The sequence below is a fragment of the Shewanella sp. OMA3-2 genome, from assembly GCF_021513195.1.
Taxonomy (GTDB): Bacteria; Pseudomonadota; Gammaproteobacteria; order Enterobacterales; family Shewanellaceae; genus Shewanella.
In genome coordinates, this window is sequence record NZ_CP090974.1 from 3,472,346 (window position 1) to 3,489,584 (window position 17,239).

Consider the following 17,239-nt stretch of genomic DNA (forward strand, 5'->3'; position numbering starts at 1 on the left):
ATGGCATTAATCACTGGATAATTGACTAGGGCCTGTGATTTTTCAGGGTTGTTTTTGCAGCGAATTGTTCGAATAAAAACGTTTTTAACTCGAACAAAATTCAACCAGCAAAGATCAACAGACCCCAGGTTAATATGGTAGCATTAACTATTAATATTTTATTAAACTCATGTGTCTAAGGTTGATTAATGTATAAAATTGCTGTGTTTGTTGATGTTCAAAATGTGTATTACACCTGCAAACAAGCGTTTGATCGCAGCTTTAATTACCGTGAATTATATAAACAATTAGCTGACAGGGGTGAGATTACCCATGCGATTGCTTATGCGATTGCCCCAAATGATGATGGTCAGGTCAAGTTTCAAGATGCGCTTAAATACATTGGTTTTACGGTTAAGACAAAACCCTACATACAACGCAGTGATGGCTCAGCTAAAGGTGATTGGGATGTAGGGATAACGATTGACATGCTTGAACTGTCCGCTGACGTTAATGAAGTTATTTTATTGTCAGGTGATGGTGATTTTGACTTGCTGATTAAAGCGATTAATCGTAAATATGACTGTTTAACCCATGTGATCAGTGTGCCGCGGTTAACGGCAAAGTCACTTACGGATCAATGTCAGCAGCATACCCCAATAGATTCTACACTGCTGCGTTAACCGATTGACTATCCAAGGCCTTTATTTAGCACTATGGCTGACTAAGGTTGGGTTGAGTAAATTATCGTGTACCGGGCAACGATGGCATACCTCATCAAGAAATGCCTGTTTTTGCTGTTCGTCTAAATCGGCATCAATCGTCGCCATTAAATCAATCTGTTTAAAACCAATTCGGTCATCCGTTGGCTGTCCAGACAGCCCTGCAGTATTTACCACTGCTTTAACTTGCATATCAAACTGACGAATATGAATTTTTTTATCACGCGCAACCATTTTGGCAATGGCAGAAATACACCCTGCAAGTGAGAATAAAAAAGTTTCTAATGGGTTTGCTCCTTCATTACCTGCTGTAGGTTGATCGATAATCAATGTGTGCTCACGAATTTGGGCGGTCACTTTCCAGCCTTCACCCATAGTGGTATTAACTTCAACAATTTTGTCCGCCATAGAAGCACCATCCATTAAAAAAATCAAATTACATTAGAAAAATCTTATGTAAAGAATTATACCTTTTATTATTGCTTAATGGCAATGGTTACTGAAAAAAGACATTACTCTATGCTGAATATATTGACTGAAAAATTGTTCAAAATCCTCTACACTGCCATCGTTTCATTTCGACTTACACGTTAACAATGCTGCGTTTTATATAAACAATAAAACGATTAGGAAAATCATGAACAAACCTACTAGCCACAACTCGCTTATTTGGAGTGATACCGCTCACTTTGCCGTACAAATTTACTATGAAGATACGGATTTTTCTGGTGTGGTTTATCACCCTAATTTTTTAAAGTACTTTGAACGCGCCCGTGAACACGTTATTGGGGCAAATATATTGCAACAACTTTGGAGTGAGCAAGGATTGGGGTTTGCCGTGTATAAAAGCGACATGATTTGCCATGACGGGGTGGAGTTTGCTGACATTATTGATGTTAGAACGCAATTTTGCTTTGAAAGTAAATATCGTACTATATGGAAACAAGAAATATGGCGGCCTAATGCCACTAAAGCTGCTGTCACCGCTAATATTGAAATGGTGTGTATGAATAAAAATCGACAGCTTGCGCCGATGACAACCGAGTTGATTACATTGCTTAATACAAATATTACTTAAGACAACTATTTTTTCATACGACTATGGCTTAATAAAATGGTGTCTTGATAAGACTATAATGGTTTGTTTGAGCGGTTATAATTTTATTAAGTTATCAGGGTTATGAGCAATATTAACGTTATGTCGCAAATTATTCATAAACCTGATATTGAGATAATTTTGGATAAGCGTAGGCAAACTCAGTAGCATCACAAGGCTTAGCAAAGTAATCGCCTTGAATACGATCAACACCAAATTCGGTTAATATCTGTAAAATACTGAGCGTTTCAACGCCTTCAACTGTCACATCAAACCCCAGTTCTTTAGCCAATGCAATGGTCATTTTTACAATACTTTGCGCTTGTTTTTCATGTTGAAAACCTTCCAAGAACGCTTTATCTATTTTGACTTCATTAACCGGTAAATGACGTAAATAAGCTAAAGACGAGTGACCAGTACCAAAATCATCAATAGCCACCTTTACCCCTATCGCTTGTAAAGCTTCAACGGTACTGATCACGTGCTCAACTGATTCCATCAAGGTGCTTTCAGTTATCTCAATCATCAAACATTCTGCAGGCACTAAATACCGTTGCAGTGTAGTAGTGATATTATTAACTAACTGTTCATTGTGTAAATCTGCACTGGATAAATTAATCGCAACTTTGACATTAATTCCTTGTTCACGCCATTTCGCTTGCTGAGACACCACTTGTTCTAATACCCAGTCACTGATCATACTGATCATACCGGTTTTCTCAGCTAAAGGAATAAACTCATTGGGGGAAACATCGCCTAATCCTTCATGACGCCAACGAACGAGCGCCTCCACTTCAGTACACTTACCGGCTTTAATATCCAACTTTGGCTGGTACACCATAAATAGTTGATTTTGCTTTAAATTTTTAGGAAGGCTATTTATAATTAATAACTCACGGTACTGTTTTTTATCATCATCTTTATCATAGTAAGCGATATTATTACGATGCAATTTAGATTTTTTTAACGCTAAATCTAAGCGGCGTAACATAATACTGACATCACCATGATGTGCCGCTACAGCTAACACACCTAACTGTACTGTAACACTAATAGGTTGTTGTTCAATTTCAAATGGCTGTTGCAGCTGCTGTTTTATTTCGATTAAATATTCATCGCTTACACTGTCGGGGAAAAATAACAAAAACTCATTACCATTCATCCGGGCAACAAACAGGGCTTTTTCCGGTAAACCTGTAACACGATGAGCAAAAGCCTTTAGCAAAGCGTCGCCAAAAACAAAGCCAAACAAGTCATTTACAAAGCGAAACTGTTTAATATCAATAAGCACAATCATGCCTTGTTTTATCGGCATACGACTGAGCATTTTACGCTTAAAACCCACTCGATTTGATAAACCGGTGAGCTTGTCGCGTTCAACGTTGAAGGGAATCGATTTCTGTAGATTGATTAACACTGTGATAAGTGAACTGAACACTTTAGGTACATTGCCAAAATCAACGGCCGAAATCATCTCTAGTTGGCGTTCTAAAGCGAACGTCAGATAGTGTAGATATCGTTTTAGGCGCCAACAATAAATGCCACCCACAACCAAGATGATGCAGAGTAAGGTGGCTAAAATGGACACACTAAATAGATATACTGTCTGAGTCATCAAATTGTTCTATTCACGTTATACCGGCACAAATAATCATTATTATTACTAACAGTCGTTAGTATCAATTATTCATAACTTTCTTTAATAGAATGATATAGATCAGTAAACGCATCACTGCCTAAATCCTCTGGTGTTACTGGTAATCCTCGTTCAGCAAACACATTAAGACGCTGTGCTAGCTCTTCACCGGCACGTAACTCTCCAGTATAAAAAGCGGCTGCGCGAATAAAGTCTAAATAGGTAACACGCTCTGAAAGATAATGTAAATCAGCCCATCGTTCAACTACTTCTGTTACTTCAGGCGCGAAGTCCCAACTTTTCAACACCGCTCGACCTATTGGCCCTTGCATTTTACGCACTAAGCCGCGGAGCTGATCGATACTGGCAAAAAACTCTGGATGTAATTCAGCTTCAGACAATACCGGTAATGCACCAATATTATGCACCAGTCCCGCTAAAGTAAGGGTTTCTCGATCTAATTTCTTACTTGGATTACGTTTATTATAAATCTCTAACATGGCACAAGCCGCTGCCGTCACTTCAATAGATGTGCTCCATACTTCATCCATAACTTCCCAGACCATTTCATTGGTCGAGATAAATAGCTGTTCCATTGCAACAGAAGTGGTAATTGATTTAATTTGAACCAAGCCAATACGATTTACTGCAGCGGTAATATTCTCGGCTTTATTGCCTCTTGAATATAATGCGCTATTAGCCACTTTAATGATCCGGGCAGAAATCGCCGCATCTTGACCAATAATATCACCCACTTGTTTCAAACTAGAGTCTGCACGGGCAACCACTTCTTGCACTCTCATAGCAACTTCAGGCAATGTTGGAAGGACTAATGAGTCGTCTTTTAATTTTTTTAATAAGCTGACTAATAGTTGATGTTCAGTAGACATGTTGTCTCCATCAAAAAAGGAAAATGGTTAAGAATAGAATTGTATACCGAATACAGGGCAATGTGCGAATTTAGCCAATCAAAATCATTACAATGTGATAACTTTAACTAACAAAATCATATTATCACCTCGGTACGAGTTTAATATACACCTATATCACTGCTGGTAAGCTTAAAAGGAGAGTTACCTCACATAACAGAGGGCCATGTTTGCTCCACTGTTATATCTTAAGTACGATTCGGCCCCCCACGATTGGTACATTAAAAATGCGAGATTGAGCGTAATTATGTTTAAACCTGAGTTATTGTCTCCTGCCGGTACCCTTAAAAATATGCGCTATGCCTTTGCTTATGGCGCAGATGCTGTCTACGCCGGCCAGCCTCGCTATAGTCTACGGGTGAGAAATAATGACTTTAAGATGGAAAACTTAGCCAGCGGTATTGAAGAAGCACATTCTCTTGGCAAGAAACTCTATGTAGTGAGTAATATTGCGCCCCACAATGCCAAATTAAAAACCTATATAAAAGATATGAAACCTGTGGTCACGATGAAGCCAGATGCACTGATTATGTCTGACCCTGGACTTATCATGATGGTACGTGAAGCATTTCCCGATCAAGTAGTTCATCTTTCAGTACAAGCTAATGCGATTAATTGGGCCTCGGTTAAGTTTTGGCAACAACAAGGTATTAAACGAGTTATTTTGTCTCGCGAATTATCACTCGATGAAATAGAAGAAATACGTCAACGCTGCCCTGATATTGAGTTGGAAGTCTTTGTTCATGGCGCATTATGTATGGCATATTCTGGCCGTTGTTTATTATCTGGCTATATTAATAAACGCGACCCAAACCAAGGTACTTGCACTAATAGCTGCCGCTGGAAGTATGATGCCCATGAAGCCAAGCAAGATGACAATGGTGATATCATAGCGCTGCAATCAAGCCCTTCAATTTATAATCCAAGGGATGCACAAATTGCGGTTCCAACCTTAGGCGCAGGTGCCCCAACCGATAAAATGTTTTTGTTAGAGGAGCCTGGTCGCCCAGGTGAGTTAATGCCAGCCTTTGAAGATGAGCACGGCACTTATATTATGAACTCCAAAGATTTGCGCGCAATTCAACATGTCGACCGACTGACTAAAATGGGCATAAACTCATTAAAAATTGAAGGGCGAACCAAGTCTTTCTATTATGTCGCGCGTACCGCACAATTATATCGCCAGGCAATTGAAGATGCTGCGGCAGGTAAGGACTTTAACCGCACACTGATGCATAATTTAGAAGGATTAGCTCATAGAGGCTATACTGAAGGCTTCTTGCGTCGTCATGTGCATGACGAATACCAAAATTATGAACATGGTTATTCTGTTAGCGATACCCAGCAATTTGTGGGCGAGCTTACCGGTAAACGTAATGCCGAAGGTCTAGCTGAAATAGAGGTTAAAAATAAGTTCTCTGTTGGTGATAGCGTAGAAATCATGACACCTCTGGGTAATATGAACCTAACCATTGGCCAGCTCGTTAATCGTAAAGGAGCACAAGTCGAAGCAGGATTAGGTTCAGGGCACTTTGTATTTCTAAAGCTGCCGCCAGAAGTGGGTACTGACAAAGCGATTTTAATGCGTAACTTGCCACAGGGTCAGAATACGCGTAACCCTCATCAACAAGGTTAAATTATTACAAGGTTAAACAATGGCTTTACTCATAGATGATAGCTGCATTAACTGTGACATGTGTGAACCTGAATGCCCAAATTCAGCGATTACTATGGGTGAAGAGATTTATGAGATAGATCCGCTATTATGCACCGAATGCGTAGGCCATTATGATAAGCCGACATGTATTTCTGTTTGCCCTATTGATTGCATCGCCATAGATCCAAATCATAAAGAGTCACAAAATGAGCTGCAGATGAAATATACCGCTATTATGGAGTTAACATAAAGTTGAGCCCAAATTGCTTAAAATAAGCACTGAGTAACGCTTGAAAACAATAAAGCGACAAAGTAATTTTAAACCAAAGCACTGCACTTAAATGCACATTATGCGATACCATTCAAACGACTAACTTTAATGCTCTGAACAAATACCACTGTCAGGTATTTGCTCTATTTCTTTTTGACTATTCTGAATGTTGCTATCGGCAGGGTCTAAGCTAAGGGCCTTTTCAATCATTTCCATAGCGCCTTGTTTACACCCAATTAAAGACAGACTATAAGCATAATTATTTAAATAAGAAGCCTGCTGCTTAGCGTGCTGTTTTGATAATTTTTCTGTAAAAACAAGTCCCTTTTTATACCAATAGTTAGCTTTGTTCTTATCAATGGTTAAATAATAATTTCCAAGTAAAAAATAACTTAGCCAATAGTCAGGCCATTGCCGGTCGCATTTTCCAAAGCCGCAATCCCGTAACGGCTTTGGCCAATACTCAGTAAATCTTGGGCGGCACTAATGTACACAAAAGGATCGAAATACACACTTGCCACATCAGTAGGTACCGCCGCCAGTAACCAATATTGACCGCGCTGCCAAGTTTGCTCAAACACCTTAAATTCGGCAATTCGGTTCTTATTGGTACCAGAATGCAAGATCACATGCTGCTTATCTAAATCGTAGCCCGTGACCACGGCGTAATGCCACATGGGATACCATGCAGTCGATAAGTTTTGTAGCACAATAACTGGAATATTCTCACTAACCAACGAAAGTAACTGTGTCAAATTACCAGACTCTGCATAAGCAAGCAGGCCTTGTTGACGTGCCGCTGCAACCATTTCAATTTGCAGACTTCCTTGTAAATCAGGAATAAAAAGTGAGGGGGCAATTTGTTGTGGCGTTTTACTCATCCCATAAAAATTAAATATTTCCGATAATGTGGTAGGACCACAAAAATAGTCCTCTTGAGCATAAAAAGGAACATCGACTATTTGATATTTAGGCGAGATAGCTGGCGGATTTGCTAGCAGTTGCAATGTTTGAGGTGTAACTGATGCACAGCCACTGATAAATAAACAAAAGCCAATCAAAAGAGTGGCTTTCATAAATATGCTATATATCAAAATATAAATAGCTCTGATATTTGAGAAAATGATTTAGTTTATTGGCCTAATAAAGGAAAACACATCGGTCACACCCACCAAGTCGAGTACCACTAATACGACTAATACAGTGACAACCACCCCGACTATACCCGCAGCAGCAGGCATTTCATTCATCTGGGTATTCAATTGGTTTAATTCCTGATCTGTCATACTGGCGATGCGCATTTCTGCATCGTCAATACTCACACCAAGCGCGACAAGTTTGTCTTGAACTTCAACGTTGTCCAGCATTTCTAGTACTTGTTGTTTGTTATAAATACTCTGCTGTTGAACTATAACCTGCTCAGAGGAAATAACACCAGCGTAAGTGCTTGAAATACAAGCCAAGTAGGTTAATATAATTGTGGCAACGACAAGAATTTTTTTCATTGGTTTTCCTTTAGTTGATAGAATGTAGACAATTTTTTAAAGAATAGAATGAATGTGAAGTGATCACAAGACATATCAAGTTTATGCCAAAATATAGAGCGCAATTATCTATCTGACAGTTCACTTTTAGCATTAGAGCGACCTAGATATACCTACATGAATAGCCAATACTGTCACTTTATTATCGCTTGTAAAGACCCCATATACGACTTGATAGCGGCTAGCTAATATACCTACCTTTATATGCAATACAGACCCAACATCACTGCCTGACTATGCCATATTTACGCATCCTAGCTCTCAATGTGCTGGGGTTGAGTCCAAGGATCAATGCCGCCCCTTTTTCACCTTCAATGCGCCACTTAGTTTGCTGCAAGACTTTGACGATATGCTCATATTCCAAATCACCTAACGCCTTGTTCAACGACTCTTCGCTTAGCGGCTGCTTATCGAAGCTTTCAAAGCGATCGAATATTTGCAGTGAATGCCCTTCGCTAAGTATCACTGCACGCTCAATGGCGCTCTCTAATTCTCGTACATTACCAGGCCAATTGTGCTGCTGCAAAGCGTGTAATGCCTCCTGGCTAATGATATCAATTTGCTTACCGATCTTCTTATTAAATTTAATCACAAAATGATTAACTAATAATGAGATATCTTCCTTTCGTTGCCTTAATGGCGGCAGAATTATTGGAAATACATTGAGCCGATAATAGAGATCTTCACGGAACTTACCTTTATGTACTTCTTCAAGAAGGTTACGGTTAGTGGCGGCTATAATTCTTACATCAACTTTAACAGTGCGCGGACTGCCCAAACGTTCAAACTCACCATGCTGGATAACTCTAAGTAATTTGGCTTGCATCTCAAGTGGCATCTCGCCGATTTCATCCAGGAATATAGTGCCACCATCGGCAAGCTCAAAACGGCCAATCTGTTTGCTATCAGACCCAGTGAAAGCTCCTCGCTCTCTGCCAAACAACTCACTTTCTATTAGCGTAGCGGGCAAGGTAGTACAATCTACTGTGATCAAAGGCCTCTTTTTGCGCGAACTGCGACTGTGAATGGCGCGGGCTACGACACCTTTACCAGTCCCTGTTTCGCCAAGTAATAGCACGGTCGCATCCATCGGGGCCACTTGCTCTACTTTCTGGAAAACCTGCGAAAGCAGTTTGCTATTGCCGATAATTTCGTCGAAGTTAAATTGCTGTGCGACTTCCTTTAGCAGATAAACGTTTTCAGCTTGTAGCTTATCTTTTAATTTTTTAATTTGCGTATAAGTCTCCCGCAAAGACGCTTCGGCTTTTTTGCGCTCCTCTATTTCCTGACAGAGTTGCAGATTGGTTTTTATTAACTCTGCAGTCCGCTGTTGCACTGTGTCTTCCAGAGTAATGTTATTCTCCCCCAATTGCTTGTACAGCAAACGCACTTCTAGCAGGTTATAAATGCGTGTTTTAACTTCAAGCAGATCAAAAGGCTTACTGATAAAATCCTTAGCACCAGCTTGTAGAGCCTTTAGTTTATGGTTGGGTTGTGCAGTAAGCACCAATACGGAAACATAATCGTTGCCATCATCCGCCTTAAGCGCGGCCATTACTTCAAAACCATCCATTTTGGGCATCTGTAAATCAAGTAAGATCAAGTCATAGTGGTTTTGCCGATTGAGCTCACACACCTTTTGAGGATCCATTGTTGTAGTTATTTGACTATAACCACTATCAAGCAGCAGTTGTTCAAGCAAAATGACATTGGGTTCTTGATCATCAACAATGAGAATCTTAGCGTTAAGAATATCGATAGCAGTGATTGCCATTATTTTATTTCCTTATCCGGACTATTGTCTGACCTATTGACTTGCTCAAGGGCTATGTCCAATGTACTGATGAATTCATTAATCCGCAGTGGTTTGGTGAGATAGCGGAAAAAACCGGCATCCAACCCTTTTTCAATATCGCGGGGAATGGCATTAGCACTCAGCGCTACCACGGGTATGGCGGCTGTTTTCGGGCTTTCTCGCAGAATTTTTAATGCCGTCAAGCCACTAATCCCTGGTAAGTTGATATCCATCAAGATAACATCCGGCTGATGGGTATGTGCCATTTCTATCCCTTTAATGGCGTCCGCCGCACTGAGAAAACGAAGATTCGGTCGCCGAGAGATAATGTTTTCAACCAACATCAAATTAGCCGGATTATCCTCGACGTAAAGCAAGGTTTGCACTCCTCCAGGATCGTCACATTCTAACGTTGCCTGTACAATATCAGCACTGTCTGCATCGCTGGATAAAGGTTCGTCTGTTCGATTTAATTCAAACCAGAAAACACTCCCCACACCAACCGTACTTTGTACGCCAATGACCCCTCCCATTGACTCAACCAAGCGCTTACTGACTACCAGACCAATGCCTGTACCTTCCTGGCCATTAGCTTCTTGTCCAAGTCGGTTAAAGGGTTGGAAAAGTTGCCCTAGTTGTTCCGTAGACAATCCTCCCCCCGTATCACGGACACTAATGCGCATCATGTCTTCGTTACTTTGGCTGCATTCCAATACCACGCTGCCACCCTCGCGATTATATTTAATCGCATTAGAGAGCAAATTAATAATGACCTGCTTTAGTCGGGTTCGATCAACATTGAGAAAAACCTTAGTAGCCAAACGCTTAAAGACAACCTGGATATCATGTGTTTTCGCTTGTGGCTCGCTCATCAACACACATTCTTCCATGACTTCTGCCAGCGACACAGCTTCGATTGACATAGGTAATTTACCTGATTCAATCAACGCCAGATCAAGAATTTCATTAATTAGTTTAAGTAAATACCAACCAGCTTTAAGAATTTGAGCAATACTGCGTTTTTGAGCAGGCGCGAGTGCGGGAGTGCCCGACTCCATCAGTTGTGCAAAACCCAATATTGCTCCCAGCGGCGTCCGCAACTCATGGCTCATGCTGGAAAGAAAATCGGATTTAGCCTGGTTAGCTTTCTCTGCCACCGCTTTGGCATTTTCCAGCTCAATGTTTTTTTCTCGCAATATTTGATTGAGACGATTACGTTCAGTGACATTTCGGGCACCATAAAAAACACCTTGCAGTTTGTTGTCGCGGTGATAAAAGGTGGTTGCGTTAATCGAAACTACGGTTTCTTTACCATTTTTAGCTCGAGCGGTCAGTTCATAATCAGACACTTTCTTTTCATTTAACACCTTCTCTACACCGGCAGCAGCAAGTGCTGGATCGGTGAAATAGTCTTTGAATGGAGTACCTATCAGTGAATCACGACTGTTTCCTGTAAGCTCTTCCATCTGTTTATTGACATCGGTAATGATTCCAGATGGATCTGTGGTAGCCAGCGCATCAATATTAGATTCAATCAGATTTCGGGTGTAAAAATGCTGATCTTGAAGGCGTTGTCCCAAGATTTTCTGTTCTTGTTCGATACGCTTACGAGCAGTGTTGTCGGTACCAATCAACAAATAACCTATAATAGCGTCTTGCTCATCTCGTAACGCGGTAACCGACACTACCGCAGGGAACCGGCTACCGTCCTTGCGAATGTAGGTCAGTTCATAAATATCTTCAATGCCACGCCTAGATTTAAATACCAACGCATCGAAACCTGGGGTTATTAAGGTTTCAAGTTCAACACTAAGTGCTTCTGCGCGGGCAATAACTTCTAGGGGATCGGATATCTCTGCGGGGGTAATTTTGTCGACCACTTCAATGGCCGAATAACCCAGCATTCGCTCTGCGCCAACGTTGAAAATTTGGATAACTCCTTTCGCATCAGTAGCGATACAGGAGAAGTTAGCGCTATTAAAAATGGCACGCTGCAAAGCGCCAGCATTAAGCAAAGCCTCTTCAGCTTGTCGACGTTCGGTAATGTCTTCAATTGCGGTCTCAAATAAATCCGCATCACCGCCTTTGAGTTCTAGCAAGCTTTTAAAGCTATCTGAATTAATCAAGTTTGATGGGGTTGTTTGGTTATCTTTTTTCATGTCTATTTCTATTTTCATCCGTTGGTGCTGACGGAAACAAGTATGGCGATCCAGAGGCGATTAAACTGCCGAGTCGGGAAGTTTGTCTGACACAAATAAAGAGTAATACTGATACAGCTTGGTATTTGCTGTTCGCTGTTCAATATAACATTACTTACTTGACAAGCCCTATTTATATCCATGAAAAACCGCATTATTTAACACACAAAAAAACCGTAACCACCATATATAACAGTTCTTTCATACTTAGCAGAAATTGATCTGCGCTATTTAATCAAACCCCTAAATGAAAACTGTTATCTAGCTGTTATTAAACAACTAAATTATTTATCTGGCTTATTTCATATGTTGGCAGGCTAGTTGCATTTACTTGGATAATGCTATCGATATCTTACTCGAATGTGTGGCCCTATATTGTCAAAACATCGACATCACTCAACCAGAATAAAAACGGATTGTGACTGTCATCTCTGCTAAACAAATCGTCACCTTTATTGATGTAAGAAAACGAAAAATGAGTAATTCAGTCAAGCTAGAAGGAAGAAAAGAATGAATAGATTTGTACAAAAAGCTTATCTCGTGTTCGCTATGCTACTTGGAGTTGTCCTCCTAGCAGGGTGTCATGGAGATAACAATAATGATAATGGCGCGGCACTTACAGCCATTGCAGTCACTCCAGCGAATCCAAGCATTGCTTTGGGTTTAAATAAACAATTTATTGCAACTGGTACATATTCGGACGGCACATCATCTGATATCTCTAGCACTGTCACATGGTCTTCTACTGACTCGACAAGAGCGACCATCAATACCCGCGGCCTTGCCATTGGCGTTGCTACAGGCGATGTTGATATCACTGCCACGGTAAATTCATTATCAGGTGTATTAGTCGCAACAACCACGCTGACCATCACTGATGCAACTTTAACAAGTTTAGTCATAACCCCAATTACCCCAAGTATTGCTAGAGGATTAACAAAACAATTTGTTGCCACAGGCATCTATTCAGATGGCACCTCGCCCGATGTGACACCTTTAGTTTCTTGGTCATCTACAGATCCGCTACTTGCTAGCATTAATGCCAATGGTCTTGCAAAAGGCGTTGCTGTTGGAAAGGTAATGATTACTGCTTCTTTTGGTGCAGAAGATGCTACCACTGAGCTGTCGATCACTGATGCTATTTTAAATTCAATTGCATTAACCCCTAAGAATCTAAGTATTGCTAACGGCTTGACTCAACAGTTTACTGCTACCGGTACTTATTCTGATGGTATTTCTGTGGATATTACAGCCACTGCAAGCTGGTCATCTGCTGATACGCTAGTTGCAACGGTTAATGCTAATGGTCTTGCCAGTAGTATTGCTGTCGGAACATCACTCATTACGGCAACGTTTGAAACCCTATCCACCTCGTCATTATTAACGGTAACCGATGCAGCTTTGGTCTCTATTGCCGTTATGCCAAACAACCCGAGCATTGCTAAGGGATTGAGCCAACAATTGATCGCCACTGGCACCTTCTCTGATGGTACTTCGGTTAACATTACTACCTCAGTTATCTGGTCATCTGGTGATACCTTAATTGCCACTATGAACCCCAATGCACAAGTAACCAGTGGTCTTGCTCACGGCGTTAATGCTGGTAATGCACTTATTACAGCAACTAAAGGCAGCGTATCAGCAAATACTACCCTGACAGTCACAGCAGCTACGTTAAATTCAATCCTGGTATCACCGATTAATTCCACTATTCCTAATGGGCTAAATCAACAGTTTGCCGCAACCGGAACCTATTCAGATAACTCTGTGACTGATATTACCGCTGCCGTTACCTGGTCTTCTAATGATACTTTCGTTGCATCGGTCAAAAGCAACGGACTTGCTACAGGTATGAATCCAGGTTCAGCCAGTATTAGCGCAACGTTAGCTTCACTCTCAAATACCACCACGTTGACAGTGATCTCCGCGACATTAAATTCAATTGATGTCACTCCGACGAATCCGAGTATAGTAAAGGGATCAAGCCAGCAGTTTGTTGCCAAGGGTAATTATTCTAACGGCGAGTCAATAGATATCTCCTCAACGGCTATTTGGTCTTCAAGTGATATACTCGTTGCCACAATGAATCCAAATGAACAACTCAATAGCGGACGTGCAAGTGCTATTGAAGTCGGTTCATCTATAATTCAAGCATCACTAGGTGGATTATCAGCAGATACCACGTTGGATGTGACTGACGCCTTGTTAAACAATCCATTAGCGCCTGAAATGGGTGAAATAAAGCGCTTTGTTATCCTCGCATCGCAAACTATTACTACCACCAGCGGCTCAAACCTTGTTAACGGTGATGTAGGTATTCTTGACCAAGCTCGCTCTTATTACGCAGGGTTTACCCCTGGCGTTAACGCTGGAGAATTTACTGAACTAACTAATGGTTTGTCTTATGCTGGCGACGACAGCACGCCCCCTTATGTGGTTCCTGTGCCGTATGCTTCGATGGTCACATTTATTAATCAGTCTAGAACCGACCTTGGAATTGCCTACAACTTCCTAGCGGCAGATCCTAATCCAAATGCCGCAACCCAAGTTTGTCCGATTGAACTAGGTAATCTGACACTGACTCGTGGTGTATATAAAACCGCATCCGATGTCACCCTTCAAACCGGCACCCTTACCCTTGATGGCGAAGGCGATCCAGATTCTGTGTTCATCTTCAGCATAGGCGGCAACCTAACATCTGGTGCACCAGGTGGTGATATTGTGCTTATCAATGGCGCCCAGGCAAAAAATGTCTATTGGAGAACCGCCGGTAAGACTGTTATTGGCACAAATACCAGCTTCTATGGCAATGTTTTTGCCTGGTCAGAAGTGAATGTATTAACAGGTGCTAACGTCACTGGCCGATTATTTGCCGTTACCGACCAGGTCACCTTGGATGCTAACGCTGTGACTAAAGCTAACTAGTTTTACCATCGACTTAGCCGAGTCGAGGTCATAAAAACAAAGAATGAGGTGACAGTCTGTCACCTCATTATTTAATACCACTGCCAGGTGAGGCACATCTTAGGTGCTGATACAGCTGTAAAAAGTTCCGTTATGGTCAAGGTTATTACTCTAACATTTGTCTGTATGCGCGACTTCAGCTATCGAAAACTATCCACAATGCAAAACAGAATCTATCCATCGGTTAATTGCTGATGGTGATACCTGACACTCTGTCTATTGCAATGTTAATTATTAAAAGGATATACACAATGCACGCAACAAATAAATATTACAGCCAGACGATATTGGCTAGCACGATATTGATGGTAACCTTAGTCACTGGTTGTAACAGTGACAATGACGATGAAGCGACAACTGTGCCTGTCATTAACGCCAGTAACCCAATCGATTTTGCTATTGATGTCGCGATCAACCAACAAATCACAGTCACCTTTAGTGAAGCGATGAAACAGGCGACCATTAATGATGCCAGCTTTACCTTAACAGATCCGAACCAAACTGCCGTGTTAGGCGTGGTTTCTTACAATGAAACCAGCAATACCGCAGTATTTGCCCCAAGCAGTGACTTTTCACATAACACTATGTACAAGGCATCAATCACAACTGAAGTAACAAGTGTTGCAGGCATAGCGCTTGACAGTGACTTTAGCTGGGTATTTACCACCTCTGCGCAACCAGATCTTACTGCGCCGACAGTGGTGTCAAACTCCCCTGCCAATGTAGCGCTGGATTTTGCCATAAATAGAAATCTGACCGCGAAGTTTAGTGAAGCCCTTAACCCTAATACTGTCAACGCGACAAGTTTTACCTTAAGTGATGGCACAAATAATGTCGCCGGTGTCATTAGCCTCCTAGGCACAACGGCAAGCTTTAATCCAAATGATAATTTAGCCGCTAATACGCTTTATACTGCGACCTTGACGACGGCTATCAGTGATTTAGCAACCCCAGCTAATCAATTAGCAGCGAATTTTAGCTGGAGCTTTACCACCAGCGCAGTCGAGGCTCTTGGACCTGATCCTGTTAACTTAAAAAGTGCGAATAATTTTGTTATTTTAACTAAAACAGGTATTACCAATATTCCCGCTTCAGCAATAACTGGCAACATAGGTTCAAGCCCTATTACAGCAGCGGCAATGGATAATGTATTTTGTGATGAAATTAGCGGCATCATTTATGGTGCGGATGCAGCTTATACCGGCAGTGGTATCATTAGTTGTTTTGCAGGCGCTGCTGTAGACAATACTTTAGTGGCAAGCGCTGTGCTTGATATGGGCACAGCCTATACCGATGCTGCGGGGAGAACCTTACCTGATTTTACTGAACTCGGTGCCGGTGATATCAGTGGTATGACATTGGAGCCTGGTCTATATAAGTGGAGTTCAGGCGTATTGATTTCTACCGACGTTACCCTGTCAGGCAGTGCTAATGATGTGTGGATTTTTCAAATAGCCGGTGACCTTACGCAGGCTAGCGCCAGTCGTATCAATTTACAAGGTGGCGCTCAGGCAAAAAATATATTCTGGCAGGTTGGTGGCAGTTCGGGTGTAGCGCTCGATACCACTGCGCATTTTGAGGGTGTAGTCTTGGCTGAAAAAGGCATAAGTATAAACACAGATGCAACGGTTAACGGCAGATTAATGAGCCAAACCGCGGTCACTTTAGATCACAATACAGTGACTCAACCTACAGAGTAATACGAGTAGGCTTGTTACTGTTGTACATAAAAATTCGCTAAATCTTATTTAGCGAATTTTTTTATGCCACAACACCATACCTATACTCAATAACTTGAATTAGAAGTGCATCGAAAATGTCGACAGCCATCAGTAATAAACCCTACAATCTCGTTACCAATCAAAGATGTAAACTACTACCAAATCGAATTTCTGGTTTAGCTTCATCAAGCCACTTTCACAGTAGCGGCTTTGGCCTGTAGCATTTCTAGGCTAAATAATAACTTGTTTATTATCAATTTTATGGGTGTCGGTAAAGTATCGAGTTCTATCGACAACAGCAGATTTTTAACCTCTAATCCCAACTCAGTGTCCCCCTCAATTAACAGCTTTCGTTGAAAAAAAGACTATCAGGATCTTCTTTACCTGAGGCGATGAGCAATAGCTCTGGAACATTTCCGCTGAAAATCACATCTGTTTGATTTAATTCTCTTACCACCACCTTAGGCTGAATGACTTGATTTATGCTTATCGCGAAATCGAGTCCGATATCAAGCACACTTATGCCAATCCATTTGCCGGCAATAAAGTCCATCTCACCTGTTGCAAGTTGTTTACTAAGCGCTAGATTGATCAATTTAGCCATCACTTCTAACGTTAATTGCTTGGGTAGCCGATTCAAAGAATGACGCGCCATGCAAGGGGCCGAGGTTAATATTTTTTGGGCTAGAGTGTGCTGCCAATCAAGTAACATGATGCGCTCCTACAG

Annotated in this window: 14 protein-coding genes; 6 read left to right on the forward strand and 8 right to left on the reverse strand. The window is 41.3% G+C overall.

Annotation, left to right across the window (positions count from 1 at the left end):
* Positions 1 to 188 precede the first annotated feature (188 nt).
* On the forward strand, positions 189 to 662 hold the full coding sequence (locus tag L0B17_RS15305; protein ID WP_235085975.1) for a LabA-like NYN domain-containing protein: 474 nt from the start codon (positions 189 to 191) through the stop codon (positions 660 to 662).
* A gap of 21 nt (positions 663 to 683) precedes the next feature.
* On the opposite strand, the gene L0B17_RS15310 is transcribed toward L0B17_RS15305, so the two are convergent.
* Positions 684 to 1,109 carry an OsmC family protein gene (locus tag L0B17_RS15310; protein ID WP_235085977.1) on the reverse strand — a complete coding sequence of 142 codons (426 nt, stop codon included), beginning with the start codon at positions 1,107 to 1,109 and terminating at the stop codon, positions 684 to 686.
* Positions 1,110 to 1,338: 229 nt separating this feature from the next.
* Between L0B17_RS15310 and L0B17_RS15315 the strand changes: the two genes are divergently transcribed.
* On the forward strand, positions 1,339 to 1,779 hold the full coding sequence (locus L0B17_RS15315; RefSeq protein ID WP_235085979.1) for a thioesterase family protein: 441 nt from the start codon (positions 1,339 to 1,341) through the stop codon (positions 1,777 to 1,779).
* Positions 1,780 to 1,909: 130 nt separating this feature from the next.
* On the opposite strand, the gene L0B17_RS15320 is transcribed toward L0B17_RS15315, so the two are convergent.
* Together L0B17_RS15320 and L0B17_RS15325 are read right to left on the reverse strand one after the other, a co-directional pair.
* Positions 1,910 to 3,412: a putative bifunctional diguanylate cyclase/phosphodiesterase gene (locus L0B17_RS15320; RefSeq protein WP_235085981.1), complete on the reverse strand. Its 1,503-nt coding sequence runs from the start codon at positions 3,410 to 3,412 to the stop codon at positions 1,910 to 1,912.
* A 68-nt stretch (positions 3,413 to 3,480) separates the two neighbouring features.
* Positions 3,481 to 4,323 carry an HDOD domain-containing protein gene (locus tag L0B17_RS15325; protein WP_235085982.1) on the reverse strand — a complete coding sequence of 281 codons (843 nt, stop codon included), beginning with the start codon at positions 4,321 to 4,323 and terminating at the stop codon, positions 3,481 to 3,483.
* A gap of 286 nt (positions 4,324 to 4,609) precedes the next feature.
* Between L0B17_RS15325 and trhP the strand changes: the two genes are divergently transcribed.
* Together trhP and L0B17_RS15335 are read left to right on the forward strand one after the other, a co-directional pair.
* Positions 4,610 to 5,998 (forward strand): prephenate-dependent tRNA uridine(34) hydroxylase TrhP, encoded by a 1,389-nt coding sequence (gene trhP, locus L0B17_RS15330; protein ID WP_235085984.1) that lies wholly within the window; start codon positions 4,610 to 4,612, stop codon positions 5,996 to 5,998.
* Positions 5,999 to 6,017: 19 nt separating this feature from the next.
* Positions 6,018 to 6,269: a YfhL family 4Fe-4S dicluster ferredoxin gene (locus L0B17_RS15335; RefSeq protein WP_235085986.1), complete on the forward strand. Its 252-nt coding sequence runs from the start codon at positions 6,018 to 6,020 to the stop codon at positions 6,267 to 6,269.
* A gap of 413 nt (positions 6,270 to 6,682) precedes the next feature.
* Here L0B17_RS15335 and L0B17_RS15340 read toward each other — a convergent pair whose 3' ends face one another.
* The 4 genes from L0B17_RS15340 to L0B17_RS15355 form a co-directional block, all read right to left on the reverse strand.
* Complete coding sequence (locus L0B17_RS15340; RefSeq protein ID WP_235085988.1) at positions 6,683 to 7,366, reverse strand: PA2778 family cysteine peptidase; 684 nt, start codon at positions 7,364 to 7,366, stop codon at positions 6,683 to 6,685.
* A gap of 51 nt (positions 7,367 to 7,417) precedes the next feature.
* Positions 7,418 to 7,795 (reverse strand): PA2779 family protein, encoded by a 378-nt coding sequence (locus tag L0B17_RS15345; protein ID WP_235085990.1) that lies wholly within the window; start codon positions 7,793 to 7,795, stop codon positions 7,418 to 7,420.
* 262 nt (positions 7,796 to 8,057) lie between these two features.
* A complete protein-coding gene (locus L0B17_RS15350) occupies positions 8,058 to 9,608 on the reverse strand; it encodes a sigma-54-dependent transcriptional regulator (protein WP_235085992.1) in 1,551 nt (516 codons plus the stop codon).
* Positions 9,608 to 11,788: a PAS domain-containing hybrid sensor histidine kinase/response regulator gene (locus tag L0B17_RS15355; RefSeq protein ID WP_235085993.1), complete on the reverse strand. Its 2,181-nt coding sequence runs from the start codon at positions 11,786 to 11,788 to the stop codon at positions 9,608 to 9,610. Before L0B17_RS15355 ends, L0B17_RS15350 begins: the two co-directional genes overlap by 1 nt.
* A gap of 549 nt (positions 11,789 to 12,337) precedes the next feature.
* Between L0B17_RS15355 and L0B17_RS15360 the strand changes: the two genes are divergently transcribed.
* Positions 12,338 to 14,752, forward strand: a complete 2,415-nt coding sequence (locus tag L0B17_RS15360; RefSeq protein ID WP_235085995.1) for an ice-binding family protein — start codon at positions 12,338 to 12,340, stop codon at positions 14,750 to 14,752.
* Positions 14,753 to 15,042: 290 nt separating this feature from the next.
* Complete coding sequence (locus tag L0B17_RS15365) at positions 15,043 to 16,491, forward strand: ice-binding family protein (protein WP_235085997.1); 1,449 nt, start codon at positions 15,043 to 15,045, stop codon at positions 16,489 to 16,491.
* A 361-nt stretch (positions 16,492 to 16,852) separates the two neighbouring features.
* On the opposite strand, the gene ubiT is transcribed toward L0B17_RS15365, so the two are convergent.
* Positions 16,853 to 17,224 (reverse strand): ubiquinone anaerobic biosynthesis accessory factor UbiT, encoded by a 372-nt coding sequence (gene ubiT / locus L0B17_RS15370; protein ID WP_272491874.1) that lies wholly within the window; start codon positions 17,222 to 17,224, stop codon positions 16,853 to 16,855.
* Between the last annotated feature and the right edge of the window lie 15 nt (positions 17,225 to 17,239).

What these genes read in the sequence shown, in the direction of transcription:
- L0B17_RS15345 (WP_235085990.1), bottom strand. Translation starts at nt 7,795, where the DNA reads ATGAAAAAAATTCTTGTCGTTGCCACAATTATATTAACCTACTTGGCT.
- L0B17_RS15320 (WP_235085981.1), bottom strand. Translation starts at nt 3,412, where the DNA reads ATGACTCAGACAGTATATCTATTTAGTGTGTCCATTTTAGCCACCTTA.
- L0B17_RS15310 (WP_235085977.1), bottom strand. Translation starts at nt 1,109, where the DNA reads ATGGCGGACAAAATTGTTGAAGTTAATACCACTATGGGTGAAGGCTGG.
- L0B17_RS15335 (WP_235085986.1), top strand. Translation starts at nt 6,018, where the DNA reads ATGGCTTTACTCATAGATGATAGCTGCATTAACTGTGACATGTGTGAA.
- L0B17_RS15360 (WP_235085995.1), top strand. Translation starts at nt 12,338, where the DNA reads ATGAATAGATTTGTACAAAAAGCTTATCTCGTGTTCGCTATGCTACTT.
- L0B17_RS15340 (WP_235085988.1), bottom strand. Translation starts at nt 7,366, where the DNA reads ATGAAAGCCACTCTTTTGATTGGCTTTTGTTTATTTATCAGTGGCTGT.
- L0B17_RS15305 (WP_235085975.1), top strand. Translation starts at nt 189, where the DNA reads ATGTATAAAATTGCTGTGTTTGTTGATGTTCAAAATGTGTATTACACC.
- L0B17_RS15350 (WP_235085992.1), bottom strand. Translation starts at nt 9,608, where the DNA reads ATGGCAATCACTGCTATCGATATTCTTAACGCTAAGATTCTCATTGTT.
- L0B17_RS15355 (WP_235085993.1), bottom strand. Translation starts at nt 11,788, where the DNA reads ATGAAAAAAGATAACCAAACAACCCCATCAAACTTGATTAATTCAGAT.
- ubiT (WP_272491874.1), bottom strand. Translation starts at nt 17,224, where the DNA reads ATGTTACTTGATTGGCAGCACACTCTAGCCCAAAAAATATTAACCTCG.
- L0B17_RS15325 (WP_235085982.1), bottom strand. Translation starts at nt 4,323, where the DNA reads ATGTCTACTGAACATCAACTATTAGTCAGCTTATTAAAAAAATTAAAA.
- trhP (WP_235085984.1), top strand. Translation starts at nt 4,610, where the DNA reads ATGTTTAAACCTGAGTTATTGTCTCCTGCCGGTACCCTTAAAAATATG.
- L0B17_RS15365 (WP_235085997.1), top strand. Translation starts at nt 15,043, where the DNA reads ATGCACGCAACAAATAAATATTACAGCCAGACGATATTGGCTAGCACG.
- L0B17_RS15315 (WP_235085979.1), top strand. Translation starts at nt 1,339, where the DNA reads ATGAACAAACCTACTAGCCACAACTCGCTTATTTGGAGTGATACCGCT.